This window comes from Pseudomonas asturiensis, assembly GCF_900143095.1.
Lineage (GTDB): Bacteria > Pseudomonadota > Gammaproteobacteria > Pseudomonadales > Pseudomonadaceae > Aquipseudomonas > Aquipseudomonas asturiensis.
This window is the reverse complement of sequence record NZ_FRDA01000003.1, coordinates 443,283-466,503: the sequence shown is the minus strand read 5'-3', so window position 1 is coordinate 466,503 and position 23,221 is coordinate 443,283. Positions and strand designations below refer to the sequence as shown.

The window sequence follows — 23,221 nt, the reverse complement described above, 5'->3', positions numbered from 1 at the left end:
ATAGTTTTTCCAACGCTACAACAACGGCGCGACGGTTGGCTCGTTTCGCGGCCAGGCATCGATGACGGCCTTGAACAGAGTTGCCAGCGGAATCGCGAAAAAAATCCCCCAGAAACCCCACAACCCACCGAACAACAGCACCGCGCAGATAATTGCGACAGGATGCAGATTGACGGCCTCGGAAAACAGCAATGGCACCAGCACGTTGCCATCCAGCGCCTGAATGATGCCGTGCACCATCATCAGGTAGATGAACTGGTCGCCCCAGCCCCACTGAAACAAACCGATCAGCGCGACGGGCACCGTCACCACCACAGCGCCGACATACGGCACCACCACAGAAATGCCGACCAGCATCGCCAGCAGCGCCGCGTAATTGAGCCCCAGCGCGACGAAGGCGACGTAGGTCACGCCGCCACAGATGAAGATCTCGATGACCTTGCCACGAATGTAGTTGGCGATCTGGCGATTCATTTCCTCGGCAACACGGTTCAGCAACGCTCGCTCGCGGGGCAGATAACCTCGCACCCAGCGACCGATCATGCGGCGGTCCTTAAGGAAAAAGAACACCAGAATCGGCACCAGCACCAGATAGATCATCAGATTGACCAGCAGCGGCAGGCTCGACAGGGAAAAGGTCAGCGCCAGTTGCCCGAACTTGCCGATCTCGCCGCGTGCCACTTCAATGGCCTGCAACACCTGCTCGTCGGACACCAGGTGCGGGTAACGCTCCGGCAACAACAGCAACAAGGATTGCCACTTGGCGAGCATGCCCGGCAACTCGTTGAACAGCGTGATCAGTTGATGCCAGAGCAAAGGCACCAGCACCAGCAGAAACACCAGTAATGCGCTTATGAACAGCGCAAAGACGAAAGCGACCGCGCCCACCTCGGGAATGCGAAAGCGCTCCAGAAAGTTGACCACGCCCTGCATCAGAAACGCCAGGACCAGGCCGGCGAGAACCGGCGCCAGCATTCCACCCAGCGTGAGCACCAGGGTAAACGCCAGAAACAACAGGACTGCCAGCACAACGGCTTCTTCATCAGAGAAGTAGCGTTGCACCCAGCCGCGAAGCACATTGAACATCAAACATCCTTTTCGAAAAGAAATCGCGGCGACCCGTCAGGCCTTGCGCAGCCAGTAACGGTATATCCCCGCCTCCACTTCTTCATGCACCAGTTCATGGCCAGCCAGTCTGGCAAACGTTCGGAAATCACGCTGAGAACCTGCATCGGTCGCAATGACTTTCAGCACGGCACCGCTGGCCAGACGATTGAGTTCCATCTTGGCCTTGAGCAAAGGCAACGGGCAGTTGAGCCCACACGCATCAAGCTCGGCGTCACACGCCTCGGGGCGCGTTACTGGGTCAGACATCGTTTCTCTCCTGGCAGACACATCGAATTACAAAGCAGGCTGCGAAAGGAGTCGCTGGCCAGCCAGCAAGAATACCTCACTCTGGTCAGCACGCCATTTAGCCAGCTACAGTACAGGCTCTTAAGAAAAGAGCTTCGTGCATGAATTTTTTGCGTCCCACACTGCTCACGCTCGCCTGCCTGTTTGCCGTGCCAGGCATGGCCGATGACCTGCCATCCCTTGGCGACGCCAGTTCGTCCATCGTCTCCCCCGAACAGGAGCACAAGCTGGGGCGCGCCTGGCTGGGCCTGTTGCGTGGTCAGGTCAGCCAGCTCTCGGATCCGCAGCTCAAGGATTATGTCGAGACGTCGGTCTATCGTCTGGCCGAAACCAGTCAGGTGCAGGACAGGCGTCTTGAATTCATTCTGATCAACAGCCCACAGCTGAACGCCTTCGCTGCACCGGGCGGCATCATCGGCGTCAACGGCGGCCTGTTTCTCAACGCCCAGACCGAAGGCGAATACGCTTCGGTGCTCGCCCACGAACTCGCTCACTTGTCTCAACGCCACTTCGCTCGCGGCATCGAAGCGCAGCAGCGTATGCAAGTGCCGGTCATGGCTGCGATGCTGGCGGGTATCGTGATGGCGGCTGCCGGTGCCGGTGACGCCGGCATCGCCGCCATTGCAGGCTCTCAGGCCGCCGCCATTCAGGAGCAGCGTCGCTTCTCACGCCAGAACGAGCAGGAGGCTGACCGCATCGGCATCCTGAACCTGGAAAAAGCCGGCTATGACCCACGCAACATGCCGACCATGTTCGAGCGCCTGATGCGCCAGTATCGATTCGATGCACGGCCGCCAGAGTTCCTGCTGACTCACCCGGTCAGCGAATCGCGGATTGCCGACACCCGCAACCGCGCCGAACAGGCCAAACCGGGCGGCAAGGAAGACAGTGTCCTCTATCAATTGATGCGGGCACGCGTCGCGCTCATCTACGAAGAAACACCCGGCATCGCCGCCAAGCGTTTCCGTGCGCAGCTGGTGGAGAACCCGAAATCCGACGCGGCACGCTACGGCCTTGCCATTGCACAGATCAAAGGCGGCCAGCTCAATGAGGCCCGTGAGAGCCTGAAGCCGCTGCTGGAAAAAGCGCCGAACGACATCACTTACAACCTGACGCAGATCGACCTGGACATCACCAACAATCGTCTGTCCGACGCGCAGCAACGGGTTGAGCGCATGCTCACGCTGTACCCGAACAACTACCCGCTCAATGATGTGCGCATCGACGTGCTGCTCAAACAGAACCGCACTGCCGAGGCGGAGAAAGGCCTTGAGGCGTTGCTGAAGACGCGTCCCGATGATCCTGACATCTGGTACGTCGTGGCGGAAACCCGCGGCCTCAATGGCAACACAGTCGGCCTGCACCAGGCCCGGGCTGAGTACTTCGCGCTAGTGGGTGATTTCCGCCAGGCCATTCAGCAACTGGACTTTGCAAAACGGCGCGCGAGCAATAACTTTCAACTCGCATCACGCATCGATGCACGGCAGAAGGATCTGATCGAGCAGGAGCGGATGGTCAAGGACATGATGAACTGACAGCGCTTGAGTCATCAGCCCTGAAAATACAAAGCCCGACATCTGAGTCGGGCTTTTCGTTTGCGCCAGTCAACGCCTGTCAGGCATTGCCAGCTTGCCGGATGCGTGCGGCCTGGGTGAAATCCAGCATGCGTTGCAAGGGGCGTATGGCATTGGGGATCAGCGCCGGATCGACGAAGATCTCGTTGGAGCCCTCTCGCAGACACTGCAAGGTGCGCTCGAGCGTGTTCATCGCCATCCACGGACAATGCGCGCAACTGCGGCAGGCCGCGCCATTTCCGGCGGTCGGGGCTTCGATGAAGATCTTGTCCGGGCACACCTGCTGCATCTTGTAGAAAATGCCGCGATCGGTGGCCACGATGAAGGTCTTGTTCGGCAACCTTTGCGCCGCGGCGATCATCTGGCTGGTCGAACCCACAACGTCGGCCAGTTCAATGACCGCTTCCGGCGACTCCGGGTGAACCAGAATGGCAGCTTCGGGATATAACGCCTTCATGTCCTCAAGCTGCTTGGATTTGAACTCTTCGTGGACGATGCATGCGCCATCCCACAACAGCATGTCGGCACCGGTTTCGCGCTGGATGTAGCGGCCCAGGTGCTTGTCCGGCGCCCAGATGATCTTTTCCCCGTTGTCCATCAGGCTTTCAACGATCTCCAGTGCGCAACCTGAGGTCACCACCCAGTCAGCCCGGGCTTTGACAGCCGCCGAGGTATTGGCATAAACAACGACCGTTCGCTCTGGATGCTGATCGCAGAACGCAGAGAATTCGTCCACCGGGCAGCCCACATCCAGCGAACAGGTGGCTTCCAGGGTCGGCATGAAGACACGTTTTTCCGGGTTGAGGATCTTGGCCGTCTCGCCCATGAAACGCACGCCCGCTACCAGTACGGTGCTGGCAGCGTGATTGTTGCTGAAGCGCGCCATTTCCAGTGAGTCAGCCACGCAGCCGCCTGTTTCCTCGGCCAACGCTTGAATCACAGGGTCGCAGTAATAGTGAGCGACCAGCACCGCGTCCTGCTTCTTGAGCTCGGCTGCGATCTCGGCGCGATAATGCGCCTGTTCTGCTGGACTCAACGCCTTGGGCTGCTTGGCATCGAGATGCGCTTGTACCAGAAAGCGTTCGGAAATCTGTGTCATGTTCGCGGGACCTGAAGGCGCTTGAGCGCGAAAGGCAAGTTTACACCCGAAAGACAGGCATTAAAAAATGCCGAAACGCTCAGTGTGCTGAGACTTTCCGGCCTGTGTGCAGGTGTCTGTACTGCGTGTGAAGCGTGGCCGATTCTAGCTATAAAAAACTGATTTCACAGTAGTTTTTAAGACGGCCCGAACAATGAGAATGACTCTTATCCTAAACGACAACAGACCGGTAATACGCACTGAAACAAACGTCTAGGTACCTGGCAGGACGACCTTGCAGTTACCCGTAATACGCTCACCTGAAAATGCCTTGCGAACGAAAATTACCGAATCCACCAGCGAGCCATTGACCGCCCCAGAATGATCCAGTTCAGGGTAAAGATGCCACTCGATCCGACTGCCTGCTTTACAGGCATCAGCGACCAACGCAGTCTGCTGTGCAACAGAAACATCGTGATCCTGACCACCCGTCCCGATAAAAACTGGAATATCCGACTTCAACGTCGGGTAGGCCGACGCGGCATTTATCCTGTCGAGCATTGGCTTTGGTGATTGCTTGAAACTGTTGTCAAAGGTGAGCTGATCCGCAATCACTTGCTGTTCGATGGCGTGCAGACAGGCACGTTGACTGAGTTGGAATGCAGGAATTGCCCGCTCGCTCAAATAGTCGCTGGGCACAAAGGATGGATCGAGCAGCGCGCCGGTACTCAATCTCAACAAGTTGTAAGAAAACGTCGAAGGTGTTGATCCGCTTGGCGTACCCGATCGTTTTCGTACGCCGGCGTAAGGCGTGCCTGTGGCAACCACGCCAACAATGTCCAGATCAGGCGCATAGGTTCGGGCATAGACCGCCGTAGCGAAAGCCGCTCGTCCACCCTGGGACTGACCAAACACGAGAACCCGCTTTGAAAGGTCGAAGCCGCCGCTCATGACCGCTCGAACGCTGTCGAGGATGTTATACGCAAGCGGTCGGGTGAGCCCGTAAGGATGAAGCCCGGGCGTTCCAAGCCCCTGATAATCGGTTGCCACCACTGCGTAACCCTGTGCAAGCCAATGATTCAGGTAGCGGGTATCACGCGGGCTGCGACTTGCAAAGGACGGCGCGCAGATGTCGGCGCTACCCACCGTGCCATGCGCCCAGGCCATCAGCGGCCAGCCACCCGGTGGTGGACTGCCTTGGGGAATGAACAGAGCGCCGGAAACAATGACCTGTTTACGGCCCTCGATGCCCTCGGTGGAGGTGTATAGAAAGCGGATATTTCTCGACGCACCGTCAAGACTCTGGGATACCGTCATGGGCTCGGATCGCAGCAGTTTCCCCGGCGTTGCCGGCACGCTGTCGGTCCAAGTGTAAAAGTCCGGAACCCCGCCATCGCCGATCGGGGAGCCATGGGTGGCAATACTGCACCCGCCCTGCTGGGTCATCAGCAACACAAACAGTGCGCTCATCAAGCGGTGCGCAGATACAGACAGTGGGTACATTTTCGCCTCTCGTGACGTTCAAGACCGGACGGTCTTCCCTCAGAGACTCAACAACTCCGTTACCGGCAATCGATTGGTGGTTTTCATTTCGCGCAATGAAAGATTCGAGCGAATGCTTGATACCCCCGGAAGCTTTCTCAGCACGCGTTCAACGAATCGGCTGTAGCTGTCCAGGTCCTTTGCAACAACCTGCAGTAAAAAGTCAGCCTCGCCTGTGGTGTTATGACAGCTGAGCACCTGAGGCGCCAACTCAATAATCTTTTCGAAACGGGCGGTTGCCTCCTCACTGTGATCGGTGCAGGAAATCTGCACGAACGCCATGACACCAAGTCCCAACTTCTTTCGATCCAGAATGGCCTGATACCCCTGGATGATTCCACATTCCTCAAGTCGCTTTTGCTTTCGCCAGCAGGAGGCTTCGCTGAGAGAAAGTGTCTCCGCCAGTTTGACGTTGGACAACCGGCCGTCTCTTTGCAAGCGATCGGCAATTGAAACGTCAACCTTGTCCAGCACTTCATACATGACAGAACCTTTCTTTATTATCGATTGTATTGAAAGTTAATTTCACAATTTACGTATTGTCAATTGAAGTCTGAAAAGTCATTTCAACGCTTTTATCCATAATGGGGTGCAACAGGCGGATCGATTTCATCGCCGAATCGAACCCGCACCGACAGGCAGGGACAACTACTCAAGCACAGGTCGCTTTCATGAAAGCCATAGTCTACGAAGCCTTCTCGACACCGCCACGCATGATGAACGTGGACGATCCAACCCCTGAACGCCACGGCGTTGTGATTCAGGTACAAGGTACAGGCGTGTGCCGCAGCGACTGGCATGGCTGGAAAGGTCATGATCCGGACATCCAGTTGCCGCATATACCCGGGCATGAACTCGCAGGCATCGTGGCCGAGGTAGGCCATGAGGTCACCAAGTGGAAAGTGGGTGATCGTGTGACCGTACCGTTCGTGGGTGGCTGCGGCGCTTGCCCTGAATGCAACAGCGGCAATCAACAGGTCTGCCACACTCAGTTTCAACCCGGCTTCACTCACTGGGGATCGTTTGCCGAATACGTCGGGATCCATCGCGCAGACCTGAACCTGGTGGCGCTGCCTGAAAGCATGGACTTTGCCACTGCCGCCAGCCTGGGGTGCCGCTTCGTGACGTCGTTTCGCGCCGTTGTTGACCAGGGCAAAGTCTCTGCGGGTCAGTGGGTCGCTGTCCATGGGTGCGGCGGTGTAGGCCTGTCGGCCGTGATGATCGCCCAGGCCTTGGGCGCGAACGTCATTGCCATCGACATCTCGGACGACAAACTGGAACTCGCCCGCACGCTCGGCGCCGTTGCGACGGTGAATGCAAACCGGGTTGCAGACGTCACGGAGGCCGTTCTGGAAATAACACAGGGCGGTGCCCATGTTTCGATTGATGCGTTGGGTCACCCCACCACGTGTTTCAACTCCATCAATAACCTGCGCCGTCGCGGCAAACATATTCAGGTTGGGTTGATGCTCGCCGACCACGCAAAGCCGGCGATCCCGATGAGCAAAGTCATTGGCTATGAGCTTGAAATCTACGGCAGTCACGGCATGCAAGCGCATCGCTATGACGCCATGATGGCGATGATCACGTCAGGGAAATTGACCCCGGAGAAGCTCATCGGCAAAACCATCAGCCTTGAGCAATCCATTGATGCACTGGTGAACATGGACCGGTTTGAAACGGCAGGTGTAACTGTCGTGACGCAGTTCTAAGCCATGATGACTGCGCGGTCGCACCGACCATGACAAGAAACACAGGATCAATGTCGCCAGTGATACAGGTCAGAGTCTGACTATCAGACCTTAACGTTCTTTCTATTAGAAATCTTCGTGAAGAGGGCTAATCTGGAGGGGCATCGGCGAAAGCCGTGCGATTTCACCCTGATAAGGAGATAAGAATGAGCTCAAGCCTGTTTTGCACGTTGTGGGCTCGCCCCGCAGCAATCTGATCATCGCTGTGCGGCGTATAGAGAGCCGGCCTGATCGCTGATCGAGCGGCCGTTATGAACCCTGTGCTATTGAGTTCCGTCACTGCTGTCTGAAGTCCGAGTGGACTGGGCGGCCGGATGCAATGACAAAAAAGGTGTGTCAAGCATGTCAACTGAATCGAAATGCCCCTTCAACCACGCTGCTGGCGGCGGCACCACCAACCGTGATTGGTGGCCCAAGCAGCTGAATCTGAAGATTCTGCATCAGCATTCCGCGCTCTCGGACCCGATGGGCGAGAGTTTCGACTATGCCAAAGAGTTCAAGAGCCTTGATTTCGAAGCGGTCAAACAGGACCTGCGCGATGTCATGACCCAATCTCAGGACTGGTGGCCAGCAGACTTCGGTCATTACGGCCCGCTGTTCATCCGCATGGCCTGGCACAGCGCCGGGACGTATCGTACAGGTGACGGTCGTGGCGGCGCGGGTGCCGGTCAACAGCGTTTTGCACCGCTCAATAGCTGGCCTGACAACGTCAGCCTGGACAAGGCACGTCGCTTGATCTGGCCGATCAAGCAGAAGTACGGCCGCAAGATCTCCTGGGCAGACCTGATTGTACTGACCGGTAACGTCGCGCTGGAGTCCATGGGGTTCAAGACGTTCGGTTTCTCCGGCGGTCGCCCGGATGTCTGGGAACCGGAAGAAGACGTGTACTGGGGTTCTGAGACCACCTGGCTGGGCGGCGAAGAACGCTACGGCGCACAGAAGAAAATGCAGCAGCCTGGCGACGGTACGCTGGTCGCCGAGCCGGAGAATCACGCGAACGAAGAAAGCCGTACTTTGAAAGGCGAGCGCAATCTCGAAAACCCGCTCGCAGCGGTGCAGATGGGTTTGATTTACGTCAACCCGGAAGGGCCTGAAGGCGTTCCAGATCCGGCTGCCTCGGCGAAGGATATTCGTGAAACCTTCGGTCGCATGGCAATGAACGATGAAGAGACCGTGGCGCTGATCGCCGGTGGTCACGCCTTCGGCAAGACCCACGGCGCGGGCCCGGCGGACAATGTCGGTCCAGAACCTGAAGCGGCAGGTCTGGAAGAACAAGGGTTTGGCTGGAGAAACAAATTCGGCAGCGGCAAGGGTGCCGACACCATCACCAGCGGCCTGGAAGTGACCTGGACTTCTACTCCGACAAAATGGAGCAATGAGTACCTCGAAAACCTGTTTGGCTTCGAATGGGAGCTGACCAAGAGCCCGGCAGGCGCACATCAATGGACGCCGAAGAACGGCGCAGGCGCTGGCAAGATTCCGGACGCCCATGATCCAAGCAAGCGTCATGCACCCAGCATGCTGACTTCGGACCTGGCACTGCGCTTTGATCCGGCTTACGAGCAGATTTCCCGACGCTTCCTGGCCAACCCTGATCAACTGGCTGACGCGTTTGCCCGCGCCTGGTTCAAGCTGACCCACCGTGACATGGGCCCGCTGGCCCGCTACCTGGGCCCGGAAACACCGACCGAAGAACTGCTGTGGCAGGACCCGATTCCAAGCGTTGATCACGCACTGGTGGATGATCAGGACGTTGCCGCGCTCAAGGGCAAGATTCTCGCCTCGGGTCTTTCGACCTCGCAGCTGGTTTCGACAGCATGGGCGGCAGCGTCCACCTTCCGTGGATCGGACAAGCGCGGCGGTGCCAACGGCGGGCGTCTGCGCCTTGCGCCGCAGAAGGATTGGGCCGTCAACCAACCTGAGCAACTGGCAGGTGTGCTGAAGACCCTTGAAGGCATTCAAGGCGAGTTCAATGCAGCTCAGTCGAGTGGCAAGAAGGTTTCACTCGCCGATCTGATCGTCCTGGCCGGCAATGCAGGTGTCGAGCAGGCTGCAAAAAATGCAGGCCAGCACGTCACGGTGCCTTTCACTCCAGGCCGCACAGATGCGTCTCAGGAACAGACCGATGTTGAGTCGTTCAACTTCCTTGAGCCGATTGCCGATGGTTTCCGCAACTACCAGAAGGCGCATTACAAGGTCTCTGCGGAATCGCTGCTGGTCGACAAAGCGCAACTGCTGACCCTGACTGCGCCAGAGATGACCGTGCTGCTGGGCGGACTGCGGGTCTTGAACACTAACGTCGGGGGTAGCAAACACGGCGTGTTCACTGATCAGCCGGGCACACTGACCAACGATTTCTTCAAGAACCTGCTGGACATGGGCGTTGAGTGGAAAGCGACCTCGGGTACCAACGACACCTTTGAGGCACGTGACCGCAAGACCGGTGCTGTCAAATGGACCGGTACCCGCGTCGATCTGGTCTTCGGTTCACATGCTCAACTGCGTGCGATTTCCGAGGTTTACGGCAGCGCGGATGCGCAAGAGAAATTTGTCAAAGACTTCGTGGCAGTCTGGACCAAAGTGATGAACCTGGACCGCTTCGATTTGGCGTGATGCGTTCTGTTTGACACGTGTTAAAGAACGCCTCCTTCTGCGGAGGCGTTTTTTTTGAGGGCTTTATCAGAGTCTGATTGCTGCACATTGCCGCTCGCAGATTAAAATCTACAAAGCAAAAAAAATCTGGAAATCCGCATTTTCATGGGCCTTCCAGATTTTCGAAATGGTGGGTCGTGTGGGATTCGAACCTACGACCAATTGGTTAAAAGCCAACTGCTCTACCAACTGAGCTAACGACCCTCTGTTGTGTGGCGCGTATATTACTGATTTTTATGAGTAATTCAACACCTATTTTAAAAAAGTTTAAAAATAACGCGTGGGGTCAGCTACACCAGCGGCTGCAAAGCCTTCTGCGCGCAGGCGGCAGCTGTCGCACTTGCCGCAGGCACGGCCTTGGTCATCGGCCTGATAGCAGGAAACCGTCAGCGCGTAATCGACGCCCAGCGCTGTGCCCGCCTTGACGATGTCGGACTTGCTCAGGTTCTGGAGCGGAGCGCGGATAGTGAAGCCCTGCCCTTCCACTCCAGCCTTGGTCGCCAGGTTGGCCATGCGCTCGAACGACTCGACAAACTCGGGGCGGCAATCCGGATAACCGGAATAATCCACGGCATTCACACCGATGAAGATGTCGCGCGCGCCCAAGACCTCTGCCCAGCCCAGCGCCAGCGACAGAAAGACGGTGTTACGTGCAGGCACGTAAGTGACCGGAATACCTTCTGACGGCGCTTCAGGCACAGCGATGGAGCTGTCTGTGAGCGCGGAACCGCCGATTCCGTTGAGATTGAGGCCGATGATCTTGTGCTCGATGGCACCCAGGTCGCGAGCCACTTGTGCGGCGGCATCGAGTTCGGCGCGGTGACGCTGCCCATAGTCGAAACTCATGGTGTAGCAGGCGTAGCCTTCAGCGCGCGCCATGGCAACGACCGTCGCAGAGTCCAGGCCACCCGACAGCAGGATGACGGCTTTTTTCTCGGTCATGGTCAATTCAGTCATTTCAGCGCCCCGGCTCGTCGTCCCAAAGATATTTATGCAGTTGCATCTGCAAGCGTACTGGCAGGTTGTCCGCCACGATCCAGTCGGCCAGCTCACGGCTTTTAAGCTCATGATGGCTGGCAGAGAACAAAACTTCGCCAGCACGACGATCAAGCCCGTACTGAATCAGTTTGGAAACCGCCCAGTCGTAGTCCTCACGCGAACAGATCACAAACTTGACCTGGTCGTTGGGCGTCAGCAACTCCATGTTTTCGTAGCGGTTGCGCGTGACCTCTTTCGACCCGGGAGTCTTGAGATCGACGACGCGGCTGACGCGAGGGTCCACAGCAGAGATGTCCAGTGCACCGCTGGTTTCCAGCGAGACCTCGTACCCCTCGTCACACAGACGCTTGAGCAACGCAATTGCGTTGGGCTGCGCCAGTGGTTCGCCGCCCGTTACACAGACGTAGCGGGGACGGTAAGCCGCGACCTGGCCCATGATGTCATCAAGCGACTGAATAGTGCCGCCGGTGAACGCATAGGCGCTGTCACAGTACTGGCAGCGCAAGGGGCAGCCGGTCAGGCGGACAAATACGGTGGGCAGCCCAGCCGTGCGGGTTTCACCCTGTAACGAGTGAAATATTTCGGTGATGCGTAATGTGTCTTGCATATCAGCCACGGGCGTAACAGCTAAACAGGCCGTCCGCCTCCGTCAGGCACTTCAAGGAACCCTGCACTCGCAGAATCCAGCGAAGCGTAATGTGTACCGGAATTTCGGGTGCGAGATTCTAACGAAAAAAGCCGCGACGAGCGCGGCTTTCTTGATTTACGAGTCAGGGCATCAGAGACGCTGAAGGTCTCGCTGTGCCAGCTGAGCGGCGGAAGTACCCGGATACTGGGCAACAACCTGCTGCAGAATGCCTTTGACCTTGTCGTTATGACCCAGGCGGCGTTCAACATCCGCCAGCTTGTACAGCGAATCAGGCACTTTGGCGTGTTTCGGATACTGCTGACTCACTTTGGCGAATGCCTGACCAGCGCCTTGAAGGTCACCTTTAGCCAGATTCACTTCGCCCAACCAGTACTGGGCATTGCCCGCGTACGAGCTGTTCGGGTATTTGCGCAGGAATGCGGTGAAGGCCTGACTGGCCTTGTCGAAATCCTTCGCCTTGATCAAATCGAAGGCAGCTTCGTAATAAAGCTTTTCCTTCGCCGGATCAGGAGGCTCAGTGCCTGCTGCCGGTGCCTGAGCGGCTGGAGCCGAAGGCGTCCCACTGGCGTCAACTGCGCCACCAGAAGGTTGGGAATTATTGGTAGCCGGAGCGGCAGCGCCACTGGCTATACGTTGATCGAGTTCCTGATAACGCTCCAGAGCTTCCTGCTTCATGCGCTGGATGTCGTTCTGCTGGACCTCGACAACACCGCGCAAACGCGCGATTTCGTCCTGCATTTGTTGCAGCTGCATGAACAGCTGACCTTGTGCCGAGGGAGGAGGTGTAACCCCTCCCCCGGCATAGACGCCGGACGTGCCATAACCCGCTGGCGGATAACTGCTGCTGCCAGAGCCAGAATTGTTATCGACCACAGGAGCCGCACCCAACGCTGAAAGCGGAAGGGCGAGGGCCAAAACGGTTAGAGCACGTCGGCACGTTCGCATGTCAAATTACTTACGCAGTTCGACGCGACGGTTCTGAGCCCACGACTGCTCGTCGTTGCCAGTAGCAACTGGACGCTCTTCGCCGTAGGAAACCAGTTCCAGCTGAGCTGGGGAAACACCTTGCAGTACCAGGTAGCGCTGAACGGCTTTCGCACGACGCTCGCCCAGTGCCATGTTGTACTCACGAGTACCACGTTCGTCGGTGTTGCCTTCCAGAACAACGCGAGCGCCGTTTGCTTTCAGGTCTTTAGCGTGCACGTCCAGGGAGCGCATGGCTTCTGGCTTCAGGTCCGAACTGTCGTATTCGAAGTAGAAGGTGGTGATTGCGCGCAGTGCAGCTTCTTCGCTCAGGGAGCCGTCAACAGCGCCAGTGTTGGCACCGTAACCAGCGTTAGGGTCGACAGCGCCAGCGCCGGCGTTATCGCCGCCTTTGGACGAGCAACCTACAGCTACAGCCATGGCCAGAGCCAGCGCAGCAAACTTACCAAACTTCAGCATTTCCATCTTGAAACTCCTAATGAACCCCAGTGTGTTAAGCAAATCGTGTAGCGCCGCGTCAGTTCAGGTAAGGGGACCAGGAAGGTTCTCTGACTTCGCCTTGAGCGGTAGGAAGCGGGAGCCTTACGCGTCCGTTAATGGACACGAGCATCAAGACTCCCCGGCCCTGCTGGCGGGTGGCGTAGATTACCATGGTGCCGTTGGGCGCAACAGTAGGCGACTCATCAAGGTTGCTATCTGTAAGGATTTTTACGCTTCCGCGGGCCAAATCCTGCACGGCGACCTTGAAATTAGTGAAGCCTTCCTGCCTGTGAATCATCACCAGCGTCTTTTCATCGGCTGACAATTTCGGGTTGGCGTTGTAGTTACCCACGAACGTAACACGTTCGGCACCACCGCCATTGATATTGGTTTTGTAGATTTGCGGCTTTCCACCACGGTCCGACGTGAAGTAGATCGTCGAGCCATCCTTGCCGAAGAACGGTTCGGTGTCGATGGAAGAGTCATTGGTCACACGGCTCAACTGACGCGAAGCCAGATTGATCACGTAGATTTCCGGGTTACCGTCCTTGGACAGCACGAATGCCAGCTTGGTGCCATCCGGTGACCACGCAGGTGCGCCGTTCAGGCCTTCGAAGTTGGTGATCTGCTCGCGACGCCCGGTATCGATGTGCTGAACGAAGATGCGCGGACGCTTCTGCTCGAACGATACATAGGCAATACGCTTGCCATCCGGCGCAAAGCGCGGCGACAGGATCGGCTCACGGGACTGCAACAACGTCACTGCACGCGCACCGTCGTAATCCGAACGTTGCAGGGTGTAGCGCGTGTTGTTTTCCGAGAAGCGCTCTGCTGTTACGTAGAGCATGCGTGTCGAGAATGCACCTTTGATGCCGGTGAGTTTCTCGAACGACTGGTCGGCAATGTAGTGCGCCATGTCACGCAACTGGTCGTTGGTGCCGGAAACGTTACCGGTCAGGACCTGTTGCTCGGTAGCGACGTTGAACAGCGCATACTGAATCTGCAGACGACCGCCTGCAGGAACAATGTTGCCGACCATGACGTACTGGGCGCCCAGTGCTTTCCAGTCACGGAAAATGACTTCGCTGGCCTGGGTCGGCAAGCTGATCATGTTCTGTTTCGGGATCGGCGCGTAGTAGCCGGAGTTGCGCAGGTCGTTGCTGACGATCTCCGCCATGTCTTCCGGCAGCACGTTGCCGCCCTGCCAGCCAAACGGCACGACAGCGATCGGGGTGGCACGGTCACTGCCGCTGGTGACCAGAATGTTCTTTTCTTCTGCGGCCGCAACTCCGGCTGCACAGCAGAGAACGAAAAGCAGTCCTCGAAAAAGGTTGATCACAAGGCTAGATCTCCAGGTGTGAATGTCATCTTGAATGAACGATACGGAGCGAAGTCAGCAGGCTTGAGACCTTGCATTTCTGTCAAACGCCCAATGTTTTTCACCGCAGCAACCGCAGAGCTATCGAACGGCCCGTCACCACTTGACTTGGCAACCGATACCGAAGCGATTGTTCCGTCCGGCAACATGCCGATCTGCAAAACTACCGACATGTTGTTACGTGCCGATGGAGGACGACTCCAGCCTTCGGATGCACGCACACGAATCAGATCATCGAAGCTGCCAGCGGTTTCGTCACCACGTTCATCTGCCAAAGCCTGTTGCCGTTCCGGTTTGTCGGACAGCAAATCGGCCAGTGCTTGCGCCTTCTTGTCTTCGGCAGATTTACGAGCGGCTTCCTGCGCCTTCTTGGCGGAGTCGGCAGCGGCTTTCTTCTTGGCGTCCTCGGCGGCCTTCTTCTTGGCGTCTTCAGCGGCCTTTTTCTTGGCCTCGTCAGCAGCCTGCTTCTTGGCTTCCTCGGCAGCAGCCTTCTTGGCGTCTTCCTCGGCTTTCTTCTTCGCTTCGTCTTCAGCTTTTTTCTTGGCTATGTCGGCCAGTTGCTTTTCTTCAGCTTTTTTGGCGTCGGCGACCTTCTTGGCCTCATCAGCTTTCTTCGCATCGTCAGCCTTTTTGGCTTCCTCCGCTTTCTGCTCGGCCTTCTTGGCTTCGTCGGCAGCCTTTTGTTCTTCCGCTTTTTGAGCGGCCTCTTCTTTCTTTTGTTCCGCAGCTTTAACAGCTTCCTGCTTCAACTGCTCGATTTTCTTCTGCTCCAACTGCTCGACTTCAGTCTGTCGCGCAGCGGTCTTCTTCGCCTCGCCAGCAATTTTCTGGTTGGTCTGGGTCGTCGCCTGACTTTTGGACTTGAGCTGATAAAGCGTTGCCTGAACGATAGGCTTGGCTTCAGGCAGATCGGGCGTCATGGCAAAGCTCACGAACAGCATGCCAAAAATCAGGATATGCAACGCCACAGCCCAGACACTGGGCCAGAAATAGCTTTCCGAGGCTGTCGGCTCTCGAATCGGCTGCATCAGGGTGCCTCGGTAATCAGGCCAACGTTCCCGACCCCGGCTTTCTGCAGCCCGCCCATCGTGCCCATGACAGAGCCGTAATCAACGGTCTTGTCACCACGAATGAACACCTGTGTCTGCTTGCCGGCATCACGCCCGGCAGCGACGATCTTGGTGACTGCGGCCGTCAGTTGCGGCAGGGTCATCGCCTTGTCCATCTGCTTGTCGGTGTCGACTTCGCTGCCAAGGTTCCAGTAATAGGTCTTGTCAGCCTTGATCGAAATGGTCAGGACCTGGTTGTTGTTGTCTTGCGGCAAAGCCTCGCTGGAGACCTTGGGCAAGTCGACCTTCACGCCCTGGTTGATCATGGGAGCCGTCACCATGAAAATCACGAGCAGCACCAGCATCACGTCGATGTAGGGCACTACGTTCATTTCAGCGACCGGCTTGCGTTTTCTGCGTCGATCTCGAGCGATTAAAGCCATGGGGGATTACCTGCTCACTCTTCGCTGGTGTGCACTTTACGGTGCAGGATGGCCTGGAACTCTTCAGCGAACGTGTAGTAACGGCTGATCAGGGTCTCGCTGCGTGCGGAGAAACGGTTGTAGGCGATAACGGCCGGGATTGCCGCGAACAGGCCAATGGCTGTCGCGATAAGGGCTTCGGCAATACCCGGTGCTACGGTGGCGAGGGTCGCCTGCTGAGCAGTCGCCAGACCGCGGAAGGAGTTCATGATCCCCCAGACGGTACCGAACAGACCGACGTATGGGCTGGTAGAACCCACGGTCGCCAGAAACGACAGACCGGATTCCAGTTTTTCTTCCTCACGGGAAATGGCAACGCGCATGGCTCGGGCCACACCTTCCATCACCGCATCAGGATCAACGCCGGACTGCTGACGCAGACGGGAGAACTCCTTGAAACCGGCACGGAAGATCTGCTCGACGCCCGAATCCGGATCAGGATTGCTGCCTGCCTGACGGTACAGCTTGGACAAATCGATACCGGACCAGAAGCGCTCTTCAAAGCTGTCCAGTGCACGTCGACCTGCACGCAGCATATTGCTGCGCTGAAAAATCACGATCCATGACGTGACCGAGGCGGCCACCAGAATCAGCATCACCAACTGAACAACAATGCTGGCATTGCTGACCAAACTCCACATGGAGGAATGGTCGACGACGTTAGCTTCCACGCTTTATCTCCTGCTCTGAATGTTTACCCGCGCCACTCTGGACGGCAAAGGCCGCGCGCAGAGTTTCGGGAATGGCCCGGGGTTTCAAACTATCGGCGCGTACGCACGCCACCAAGAACTGCCCCTCACAGAGCAGCGTTGCATCCGACGCCCGCCTGACTTGCTGTTGAAAGCGCAGGCTGACACGGTTCAATTCGATTACTTCTGCACTGACGAGCAACTCGTCATCCAGCCGCGCCGGCTTGTGATAACGCGCTTCGCTTGTGTGCACGACAAACAACAGGTTGTCCTGCGCCATCGCGGACTGGGCAAACCCAAGCTCGCGCAGCCGCTCGGTACGAGCCCGCTCCATGAATTTCAGATAATTGACGTAGTAGACGATGCCGCCAGCATCGGTGTCCTCGTAATAAACGCGACAGCGATGTGCGAACGACTGAACCCCGTTTTGCGCGCGCATACTCTAGTGCTTACTCCTCACGTTGCCAATCGGGTCAGGCAACTGTTTTTCAACGATTTGCCGCTTATCGCCTGTAACACTTGCGAGACTGGCAATCTGACCACGCAAACCGCGAATAAATCGCAGGCCTTCGCTTTTAATCGGCCGCGTCATCGACAAATTCCTCCGGCACCGGCAACTCGCCCATCCTTGAAGGGATGTTCAGACCGAAGTGCAGATAGGCGTGACGCGTCACCACACGGCCGCGAGGCGTGCGCATCATATAGCCTTGCTGGATCAAATAGGGTTCGAGGACGTCCTCGATCGTGTGGCGCTCTTCGCTGATGGCCGCTGCCAGGCTGTCCACGCCCACCGGACCGCCGTCGAACTTCTCGATCATGGTCAACAGCAAGCGCCTGTCCTGGTGGTCGAACCCATGCTCGTCGACATCCAGCAGGTTCAGGGCCTTGTCGGCGGTCTGGCGGGTAATCTGCCCATTGCCGCGCACTTCGGCGAAGTCGCGCACGCGGCGCAGCAGACGGTTGGCGATACGTGGCGTGCCGCGAGCCCGACGAGCAATCTCGAATGCGCCTTCCGGCTCGATGACCAGCCCCAGGATCCCGGCTGACCGGGTCACGATGGTCGACAGATCGGCGATGCTGTAGAACTCAAGGCGCTGCACGATACCGAAACGGTCGCGCAACGGGTTGGTGAGCATGCCGGCGCGGGTGGTCGCTCCGACCAGCGTGAACGGCGGCAGATCGAGCTTGATGGAGCGTGCAGCAGGCCCCTCCCCGATCATGATGTCCAGTTGAAAGTCTTCCATTGCCGGATACAGGACTTCTTCCACGATGGGCGACAGCCTGTGTATCTCGTCGATGAAGAGCACGTCGTTAGGTTCAAGATTGGTCAGAATCGCGGCCAGATCACCAGGCCTCTCCAGCACCGGGCCTGAGGTGCTTTTAATCGAGACCGACATTTCCTGAGCAATGATATTGGCCAGCGTGGTCTTGCCCAGGCCCGGCGGCCCGAAGATCAGCGTGTGGTCCAGCGACTCGTTACGGCCTCGCGCAGCCTGGATGAACAACTCCATCTGCTCGCGGACGGTCGGCTGGCCGATATAGTCAGCCAGGCTCAGCGGGCGAATCGCACGGTCCAGTTGCTCGTCGCGATCACGGCCGCCGGTGGCGGTTATCAAACGGTCGGCATCTATCACTTATCCCATCCCCTTCAATGCACGCCGGATGAGATCGGCACTGCTCAAGTCTTTTTCCTTGATGGCGGAGACGGCTTTGCTCGCCTCCTGAGGTTTGTAGCCCAGCGAAATCAACGCACTGACCGCATCGGACTCAGCCGACGCCACAGGTTCGGCCTGATTCGGACCGCTGGAAACCAGAGTGAAGGTACCAGGCAGCGATTCCCAGGCCTTGAAGCGGTCCTTGAGTTCCACCAGCAGACGCTCGGCCGTCTTCTTGCCGACGCCTGGAATACGCGTCAGCGCCGAGGTGTCCTGTGCCTGAACGCAGCGCACCAGCTCGTCGACCTCCAAACCCGACATCAATGCCAGCGCCAGCTTGGGGCCGACGCCATTGAGCCGGATCAGCTCTCGAAACAGCTCGCGCTCGCGCTTCTCGTAAAAACCATACAGCAGATGTGCGTCCTCCCGGACCACAAGATGCGTGTGCAGGGTCACAGGTTCGCCAACGTGGGGCAACCGGTAGAGCGTGGTCATGGGGACCTCCAGCTCGTAACCGACACCATTGACGTCCAACACCAGGTGCGGAGGCTGTTTTTCGGCCAGAAAGCCGCGTAAACGTCCAATCACGTATCAGATCCTTTCGTGTTGCCTATCGCTTGCGCGAAAAAGTTGGAGACAATCATCACAGGAGTTGCCAGACCTGCAAGTAAAAAAATGCGTACGAATGATGCAGTCAGAGACGCAGCCTGCCGCCGCGACTGCGCGCAGTCCCCAGACCATGAGGGATCAGACTGGAACGGGTATGCGCGTGACACAGCGCAATGGCCAACGCATCGGAGGCATCGATCTGCGGCTTCTGGGTCAGCTTTAGCAAATGCATGACCATCATCATCACCTGCTCTTTATTGGCGCCGCCTGTACCCGCGACGGCCTGTTTGACCTGAGTGGCCGTGTATTCAGCGATCTCCAGCGCCTCTTCTGCGCCCGCCACGATGGCAGCGCCTCGGGCCTGGCCGAGCTTGAGCGCCGAATCGGCATTGCGCGCCATAAAGACTTTTTCAATGCCCATGGTCACGGGACCGTAGGTCTTGATGACTTCGCGAACGCCGCGATAGACGATTTGCAGACGCTCGTGCAGTTCACCACTGCCGGTGCGAATGCAACCCGATGCCACGTAGACACAACCACGGCCGGTATCACGTACCACGCCATAGCCGGTAATTCGCGAACCGGGGTCGATACCAAGAATAAGAGTCATAACGCCTGCAGCTAAAGAAGATGACGCAACACAATGAGCGCAGCATAAAGGCAGAAGCCGGAGGCCGATAGCCGCATGACACTCACGGCTTCGATCCCCCGGCTTCCGATGCAGCTTGTTTTATGACGATCAGCCCAGTTGTTCCATGACCTCGTCAGGAATTTCCGCGTTCGAATAGACGTTCTGCACGTCATCCAGGTCTTCAAGCATGTCGATCAGCTTGAGGACTTTTTCAGCGGTTTCCAGGTCAAGCAAAGCGCTGGTAGTCGGCAACATGACGATCTCTGCATCCGCCGCCTTGAAACCGGCCGCTTCCAATGCGTTACGCACTGCATAGAACCCGGAAAAAGACGTGAACACATCGATGGAGCCGTCCTCATTGGTCACGACATCATCAGCGTCCGCCTCCATTGCCGCTTCGATCAAGGCATCTTCATCGACACCTGCAGCAAAAGAGATCTGACCCTTGCGATCAAACAGATAGGCCACCGAGCCGTCAGTACCCAGATTGCCGCCACATTTTGTGAACGCGTGACGTACGGCCGCGGCAGTACGGTTGCGGTTGTCGGTCATGGTCTCGACCATGATCGCTACGCCACCCGGTCCGTAACCTTCGTAACCCAGCTCTTCAACGTCATCGCCATCAGAGGCCCCCACACCACGCGCCACCGCACGATCAATGGTGTCTCGGGTCATGTTGGCACCGAGTGCCTTGTCCAGTGCCAGACGCAGACGCGGGTTGGAGCCCGGATCGCCACCACCCTGACGAGCGGCAACGGTCAGCTCACGAATCCACTTGGTGAAGATCTTGCCTTTCTTGGCATCCTGACGCTCTTTGCGGTGCTTGATGTTCGCCCACTTAGAATGACCTGCCATTTCTCGCTCCAGATTCTTTTTGAAACACCTTCACCTTTCGCCTCATATAGCAGGCAAAAAGCTTCACTCGATTCGGGCAATGCAGGGCGTATCCGGGGATACGCCCTGCCCGGCATCACTCGGCCTTTGGCTGCTCGCGCAGGCGAATGTGCAGTTCACGCAGAGCCTTGGCATCCACAACACCCGGCGCCTGCGTCATGACGTCTGCAGCGCTCTGGGTTTTCGGGAAGGCAATGACTTCACGAATGGACTGGGCGCCGGTCATCAGCATGACCAGACGATCCAGACCGAACGCCAGACCGCCGTGCGGTGGCGCGCCGTATTTCAGAGCGTCGAGCAGGAAGCCGAACTTCTCCTGCTGCTCGTCTTCGGCGATGCCCAACAGACGGAACACAGCCTGCTGCATTTCCTTGCGATGGATACGGATCGAACCGCCACCCAGCTCGGTGCCGTTCAATACCATGTCATAGGCACGGGACAATGCCGTAGCCGGGTTGGCTTCCAGCTCTTCAGGCGTGCACTTGGGTGCCGTGAAGGGGTGGTGCAACGCGGTGAAGCTGCCGTCGTCATTCTCTTCGAACATCGGGAAATCGACGACCCACATCGGGGCCCATTCGCAGGTGTGCAGCTTGAGGTCGTTGCCGACCTTGATCCGCAGTGCGCCCAGTGCTTCGCTGACGATCTTGGCCTTGTCCGCACCGAAGAACACGATATCGCCATCCACCGCGCCCACACGATCCAGGATCACATTGAGGTTGGCTTCAGGGATGTTCTTGACGATGGGTGACTGCAGGCCGTCGATGCCATTGGCGCGCTCGTTGACCTTGATGTACGCCAACCCCTTCGCACCGTAGATACCGACAAACTTGGTGTAATCGTCGATCTGCTTGCGCGGCATGCTTGCCCCGCCTGGTACACGCAGAGCGGCGATGCGGCATTTCGGATCGTTGGCCGGACCACTGAACACCTTGAACTCGACGTCCTTGAGCTGATCGGCAACGTCGACCAGTTCCAGCGGGTTGCGCAGGTCAGGCTTATCGGAGCCATAACGACGCATGGCCTCTTCGAAGGTCATGTGCGGGAATTCGTCGAATTCCACATCAAGGACTTCCTTGAACAGCTGACGCACCATCTTCTCGGTCAGACCGATGATGTCTTTCTCGTCGAGGAAGCTGGTCTCGATGTCGATCTGGGTGAATTCCGGCTGGCGGTCGGCACGCAGGTCTTCGTCACGGAAGCACTTGGCGATCTGGTAGTAACGATCAAAACCGGCAACCATCAGCAACTGCTTGAACAGTTGAGGCGATTGCGGCAGCGCGAAGAAGCTGCCCGGGTGTGTGCGGCTTGGAACCAGGTAATCGCGAGCGCCTTCCGGGGTAGCACGCGTCAGGATCGGCGTCTCGACGTCCAGGAAGCCGTTTTCATCGAGATAGCGGCGGATGCTGGTGGTGATGCGCGAGCGCAGACGCAGCTTCTCGGCCATTTCAGGACGACGCAGGTCGATGAAACGATAACGCAGGCGGGTTTCTTCACCGACGTCCGAATACTCGTTCAACGGGAACGGCGGGGTTTCCGACTCGTTCAGTACTTCCAGTTCATAGCCCAGCACTTCAATGGCGCCAGACGCCATGTTGGGGTTCACGGCACCGGCAGGACGCGCACGAACCTTGCCGACAACCTTGACCACGTACTCGCTGCGAACACGGTCGGCAGCGGCAAAGGTATCGGCACGATCAGGGTCGAACACCACCTGAGCCATGCCTTCACGGTCGCGAATATCGAGGAAGATAACGCCTCCATGGTCACGGCGACGGTGGACCCATCCGCAAAGGGTAATTTCCTGACCTTCCAGGCTCTCGTTCAGTTGGCCGCAATAATGGCTGCGCATCATGATGGTGTTTTCACTTCTCGTAATTCGAAAATTCGGTGGGGCTTTCGCTCCTGGCTTGCGCTCAATAGTGCAAGGCACCGGCACACAGTTCAAGCCAGCCCTCGCCCACGCAGAGTCATGCCCGTTAGCAAGGCGGAGGATTATATAGAGTTAATCGATGCCGTGCAGCCGAACGAACCTATCCTGCCAGGATAAGTTCGCATCTGCCGCCTGCACCTGAAGGGCTTGCGCACGACACAGGGAAGGCACGGGCCCGCCGGAGGCGAGCCCGCTGGAATGAGGGGATCACGCTATGCCTGGGCAACATCCAGACGATCGGCCTTCAACAGGTGCGCCACACAGACCACCCGGATCAGACCGCTGAAATTCTTTACACCACCGTAACGCAGATGCACCTCTCTATCGATGTAGGAAAGCACGGTATTCACCGAGCAGTCGTTGGCATTGGCAATACCGGTCAGAATATTCCAGTACACGTTCTCAAGACGCAGGCAAGTTGCCAGTCCATTGAGCCGTACCGACTTGGAATGAGGCTGGGCCAGCATCATATTGAAATCCTCGACAAAAGGATCATTGCGCGTCATCCACTGACGATTTGATTCTTTAACCTCACGTTCAACACCTCGTGGCATGATAGTTGTTACCCCCTGAAAAATGGACTTTAAAAGCCGGGAATGAAATATTTATAAACAAGTGACTACCCGATCTATAAAGCCCGATCCACGATTTTATATCCAGCAGGGGTTACACCTTATTGCTGTAGGACATGACCACACGAGAATAGGGAATACCGATTGCTGTCATTGCGACAACTCAAAACGGCAGTGGGACATTGCTGGCCGCAGACGAGTGATTACCCG

23 protein-coding genes and 1 tRNA gene are annotated in these 23,221 nt (G+C 57.4%); 3 read left to right on the top strand and 21 right to left on the bottom strand.

Annotation, left to right across the window (positions count from 1 at the left end):
• Positions 1 to 15: 15 nt before the first annotated feature.
• Positions 16 to 1,086 carry an AI-2E family transporter gene (locus tag BUB69_RS07880; RefSeq protein ID WP_073164200.1) on the bottom strand — a complete coding sequence of 357 codons (1,071 nt, stop codon included), beginning with the start codon at positions 1,084 to 1,086 and terminating at the stop codon, positions 16 to 18.
• A 36-nt stretch (positions 1,087 to 1,122) separates the two neighbouring features.
• The gene (locus tag BUB69_RS07875) at positions 1,123 to 1,374 is read right to left on the bottom strand and encodes a sulfurtransferase TusA family protein (protein WP_073164197.1); all 252 of its coding nucleotides are present in this window, start codon (positions 1,372 to 1,374) and stop codon (positions 1,123 to 1,125) included.
• 140 nt (positions 1,375 to 1,514) lie between these two features.
• Between BUB69_RS07875 and BUB69_RS07870 the strand changes: the two genes are divergently transcribed.
• Entirely contained in the window at positions 1,515 to 2,948 is a 1,434-nt protein-coding gene (locus BUB69_RS07870; protein WP_073164195.1) for a M48 family metalloprotease, read from the top strand.
• Positions 2,949 to 3,027: 79 nt separating this feature from the next.
• Here the strand turns inward: BUB69_RS07870 and nadA are convergent, their stop codons facing one another.
• The 3 genes from nadA to BUB69_RS07855 all read right to left on the bottom strand — a co-directional run bounded on the left by nadA (position 3,028) and on the right by BUB69_RS07855 (position 6,090).
• On the bottom strand, positions 3,028 to 4,086 hold the full coding sequence (gene nadA, locus BUB69_RS07865; RefSeq protein ID WP_024686256.1) for a quinolinate synthase NadA: 1,059 nt from the start codon (positions 4,084 to 4,086) through the stop codon (positions 3,028 to 3,030).
• Between the two features lie 252 nt (positions 4,087 to 4,338).
• Positions 4,339 to 5,568: a lipase family protein gene (locus BUB69_RS07860; RefSeq protein ID WP_073164191.1), complete on the bottom strand. Its 1,230-nt coding sequence runs from the start codon at positions 5,566 to 5,568 to the stop codon at positions 4,339 to 4,341.
• A gap of 39 nt (positions 5,569 to 5,607) precedes the next feature.
• Positions 5,608 to 6,090, bottom strand: a complete 483-nt coding sequence (locus tag BUB69_RS07855; protein WP_073164188.1) for an Lrp/AsnC family transcriptional regulator — start codon at positions 6,088 to 6,090, stop codon at positions 5,608 to 5,610.
• Between the two features lie 188 nt (positions 6,091 to 6,278).
• On the opposite strand from BUB69_RS07855, the gene BUB69_RS07850 reads away from it, so the two are divergent.
• On the top strand, positions 6,279 to 7,319 hold the full coding sequence (locus BUB69_RS07850) for a zinc-dependent alcohol dehydrogenase family protein (RefSeq protein WP_073164184.1): 1,041 nt from the start codon (positions 6,279 to 6,281) through the stop codon (positions 7,317 to 7,319).
• Between the two features lie 381 nt (positions 7,320 to 7,700).
• On the top strand, positions 7,701 to 9,971 hold the full coding sequence (gene katG / locus BUB69_RS07845) for a catalase/peroxidase HPI (RefSeq protein ID WP_073164179.1): 2,271 nt from the start codon (positions 7,701 to 7,703) through the stop codon (positions 9,969 to 9,971).
• Positions 9,972 to 10,138: 167 nt separating this feature from the next.
• Here the strand turns inward: katG and BUB69_RS07840 are convergent.
• The 16 genes from BUB69_RS07840 to BUB69_RS07765 all read right to left on the bottom strand — a co-directional run bounded on the left by BUB69_RS07840 (position 10,139) and on the right by BUB69_RS07765 (position 22,993).
• Positions 10,139 to 10,214: transfer RNA gene (locus BUB69_RS07840), tRNA-Lys, on the bottom strand.
• A 63-nt stretch (positions 10,215 to 10,277) separates the two neighbouring features.
• Complete coding sequence (queC, locus tag BUB69_RS07835; RefSeq protein WP_175561669.1) at positions 10,278 to 10,952, bottom strand: 7-cyano-7-deazaguanine synthase QueC; 675 nt, start codon at positions 10,950 to 10,952, stop codon at positions 10,278 to 10,280.
• Positions 10,953 to 10,968: 16 nt separating this feature from the next.
• On the bottom strand, positions 10,969 to 11,616 hold the full coding sequence (gene queE, locus BUB69_RS07830; RefSeq protein ID WP_073164172.1) for a 7-carboxy-7-deazaguanine synthase QueE: 648 nt from the start codon (positions 11,614 to 11,616) through the stop codon (positions 10,969 to 10,971).
• A 171-nt stretch (positions 11,617 to 11,787) separates the two neighbouring features.
• Complete coding sequence (gene ybgF, locus BUB69_RS07825; protein WP_073164167.1) at positions 11,788 to 12,603, bottom strand: tol-pal system protein YbgF; 816 nt, start codon at positions 12,601 to 12,603, stop codon at positions 11,788 to 11,790.
• Positions 12,604 to 12,609: 6 nt separating this feature from the next.
• Positions 12,610 to 13,107: a peptidoglycan-associated lipoprotein Pal gene (pal, locus tag BUB69_RS07820; RefSeq protein ID WP_004879156.1), complete on the bottom strand. Its 498-nt coding sequence runs from the start codon at positions 13,105 to 13,107 to the stop codon at positions 12,610 to 12,612.
• Positions 13,108 to 13,159: 52 nt separating this feature from the next.
• Positions 13,160 to 14,461, bottom strand: coding sequence for a Tol-Pal system beta propeller repeat protein TolB (gene tolB, locus BUB69_RS07815; RefSeq protein ID WP_024686236.1), 1,302 nt, complete (start codon positions 14,459 to 14,461; stop codon positions 13,160 to 13,162).
• Complete coding sequence (tolA, locus tag BUB69_RS07810) at positions 14,458 to 15,528, bottom strand: cell envelope integrity protein TolA (RefSeq protein WP_024686235.1); 1,071 nt, start codon at positions 15,526 to 15,528, stop codon at positions 14,458 to 14,460. Before tolA ends, tolB begins: the two co-directional genes overlap by 4 nt.
• The gene (tolR, locus tag BUB69_RS07805) at positions 15,528 to 15,992 is read right to left on the bottom strand and encodes a protein TolR (protein ID WP_002554654.1); all 465 of its coding nucleotides are present in this window, start codon (positions 15,990 to 15,992) and stop codon (positions 15,528 to 15,530) included. Before tolR ends, tolA begins: the two co-directional genes overlap by 1 nt.
• A 14-nt stretch (positions 15,993 to 16,006) precedes the next feature.
• Positions 16,007 to 16,702 carry a protein TolQ gene (gene tolQ, locus BUB69_RS07800; protein ID WP_004879148.1) on the bottom strand — a complete coding sequence of 232 codons (696 nt, stop codon included), beginning with the start codon at positions 16,700 to 16,702 and terminating at the stop codon, positions 16,007 to 16,009.
• A complete protein-coding gene (ybgC, locus tag BUB69_RS07795) occupies positions 16,692 to 17,159 on the bottom strand; it encodes a tol-pal system-associated acyl-CoA thioesterase (RefSeq protein ID WP_073164164.1) in 468 nt (155 codons plus the stop codon). The genes tolQ and ybgC overlap by 11 nt, the downstream gene beginning before the upstream one ends.
• Positions 17,160 to 17,295: 136 nt before the next feature.
• Complete coding sequence (gene ruvB, locus BUB69_RS07790; RefSeq protein WP_073164160.1) at positions 17,296 to 18,354, bottom strand: Holliday junction branch migration DNA helicase RuvB; 1,059 nt, start codon at positions 18,352 to 18,354, stop codon at positions 17,296 to 17,298.
• Positions 18,355 to 18,963 (bottom strand): Holliday junction branch migration protein RuvA, encoded by a 609-nt coding sequence (gene ruvA, locus BUB69_RS07785; protein ID WP_004879141.1) that lies wholly within the window; start codon positions 18,961 to 18,963, stop codon positions 18,355 to 18,357.
• A gap of 106 nt (positions 18,964 to 19,069) precedes the next feature.
• On the bottom strand, positions 19,070 to 19,594 hold the full coding sequence (gene ruvC / locus BUB69_RS07780) for a crossover junction endodeoxyribonuclease RuvC (protein ID WP_003364732.1): 525 nt from the start codon (positions 19,592 to 19,594) through the stop codon (positions 19,070 to 19,072).
• 129 nt (positions 19,595 to 19,723) lie between these two features.
• Entirely contained in the window at positions 19,724 to 20,470 is a 747-nt protein-coding gene (locus BUB69_RS07775) for a YebC/PmpR family DNA-binding transcriptional regulator (RefSeq protein ID WP_024695038.1), read from the bottom strand.
• 115 nt (positions 20,471 to 20,585) lie between these two features.
• On the bottom strand, positions 20,586 to 22,361 hold the full coding sequence (gene aspS, locus BUB69_RS07770; protein WP_073164157.1) for an aspartate--tRNA ligase: 1,776 nt from the start codon (positions 22,359 to 22,361) through the stop codon (positions 20,586 to 20,588).
• Positions 22,362 to 22,651: 290 nt separating this feature from the next.
• Positions 22,652 to 22,993, bottom strand: a complete 342-nt coding sequence (locus BUB69_RS07765) for a ribbon-helix-helix domain-containing protein (protein WP_175561659.1) — start codon at positions 22,991 to 22,993, stop codon at positions 22,652 to 22,654.
• Positions 22,994 to 23,221: the final 228 nt, after the last annotated feature.

Excerpts from the sequence above, each read along its gene's own strand:
- BUB69_RS07880 (WP_073164200.1), bottom strand. The coding sequence starts at position 1,086 with ATGTTCAATGTGCTTCGCGGCTGGGTGCAACGCTACTTCTCTGATGAA.
- BUB69_RS07875 (WP_073164197.1), bottom strand. The coding sequence starts at position 1,374 with ATGTCTGACCCAGTAACGCGCCCCGAGGCGTGTGACGCCGAGCTTGAT.
- BUB69_RS07870 (WP_073164195.1), top strand. The coding sequence starts at position 1,515 with ATGAATTTTTTGCGTCCCACACTGCTCACGCTCGCCTGCCTGTTTGCC.
- nadA (WP_024686256.1), bottom strand. The coding sequence starts at position 4,086 with ATGACACAGATTTCCGAACGCTTTCTGGTACAAGCGCATCTCGATGCC.
- BUB69_RS07860 (WP_073164191.1), bottom strand. The coding sequence starts at position 5,568 with ATGTACCCACTGTCTGTATCTGCGCACCGCTTGATGAGCGCACTGTTT.
- BUB69_RS07855 (WP_073164188.1), bottom strand. The coding sequence starts at position 6,090 with ATGTATGAAGTGCTGGACAAGGTTGACGTTTCAATTGCCGATCGCTTG.
- BUB69_RS07850 (WP_073164184.1), top strand. The coding sequence starts at position 6,279 with ATGAAAGCCATAGTCTACGAAGCCTTCTCGACACCGCCACGCATGATG.
- katG (WP_073164179.1), top strand. The coding sequence starts at position 7,701 with ATGTCAACTGAATCGAAATGCCCCTTCAACCACGCTGCTGGCGGCGGC.
- queC (WP_175561669.1), bottom strand. The coding sequence starts at position 10,952 with ATGACCGAGAAAAAAGCCGTCATCCTGCTGTCGGGTGGCCTGGACTCT.
- queE (WP_073164172.1), bottom strand. The coding sequence starts at position 11,616 with ATGCAAGACACATTACGCATCACCGAAATATTTCACTCGTTACAGGGT.
- ybgF (WP_073164167.1), bottom strand. The coding sequence starts at position 12,603 with ATGCGAACGTGCCGACGTGCTCTAACCGTTTTGGCCCTCGCCCTTCCG.
- pal (WP_004879156.1), bottom strand. The coding sequence starts at position 13,107 with ATGGAAATGCTGAAGTTTGGTAAGTTTGCTGCGCTGGCTCTGGCCATG.
- tolA (WP_024686235.1), bottom strand. The coding sequence starts at position 15,528 with ATGCAGCCGATTCGAGAGCCGACAGCCTCGGAAAGCTATTTCTGGCCC.
- tolR (WP_002554654.1), bottom strand. The coding sequence starts at position 15,992 with ATGGCTTTAATCGCTCGAGATCGACGCAGAAAACGCAAGCCGGTCGCT.
- ybgC (WP_073164164.1), bottom strand. The coding sequence starts at position 17,159 with ATGCGCGCGCAAAACGGGGTTCAGTCGTTCGCACATCGCTGTCGCGTT.
- ruvC (WP_003364732.1), bottom strand. The coding sequence starts at position 19,594 with ATGACTCTTATTCTTGGTATCGACCCCGGTTCGCGAATTACCGGCTAT.
- BUB69_RS07775 (WP_024695038.1), bottom strand. The coding sequence starts at position 20,470 with ATGGCAGGTCATTCTAAGTGGGCGAACATCAAGCACCGCAAAGAGCGT.
- aspS (WP_073164157.1), bottom strand. The coding sequence starts at position 22,361 with ATGATGCGCAGCCATTATTGCGGCCAACTGAACGAGAGCCTGGAAGGT.
- BUB69_RS07765 (WP_175561659.1), bottom strand. The coding sequence starts at position 22,993 with ATGCCACGAGGTGTTGAACGTGAGGTTAAAGAATCAAATCGTCAGTGG.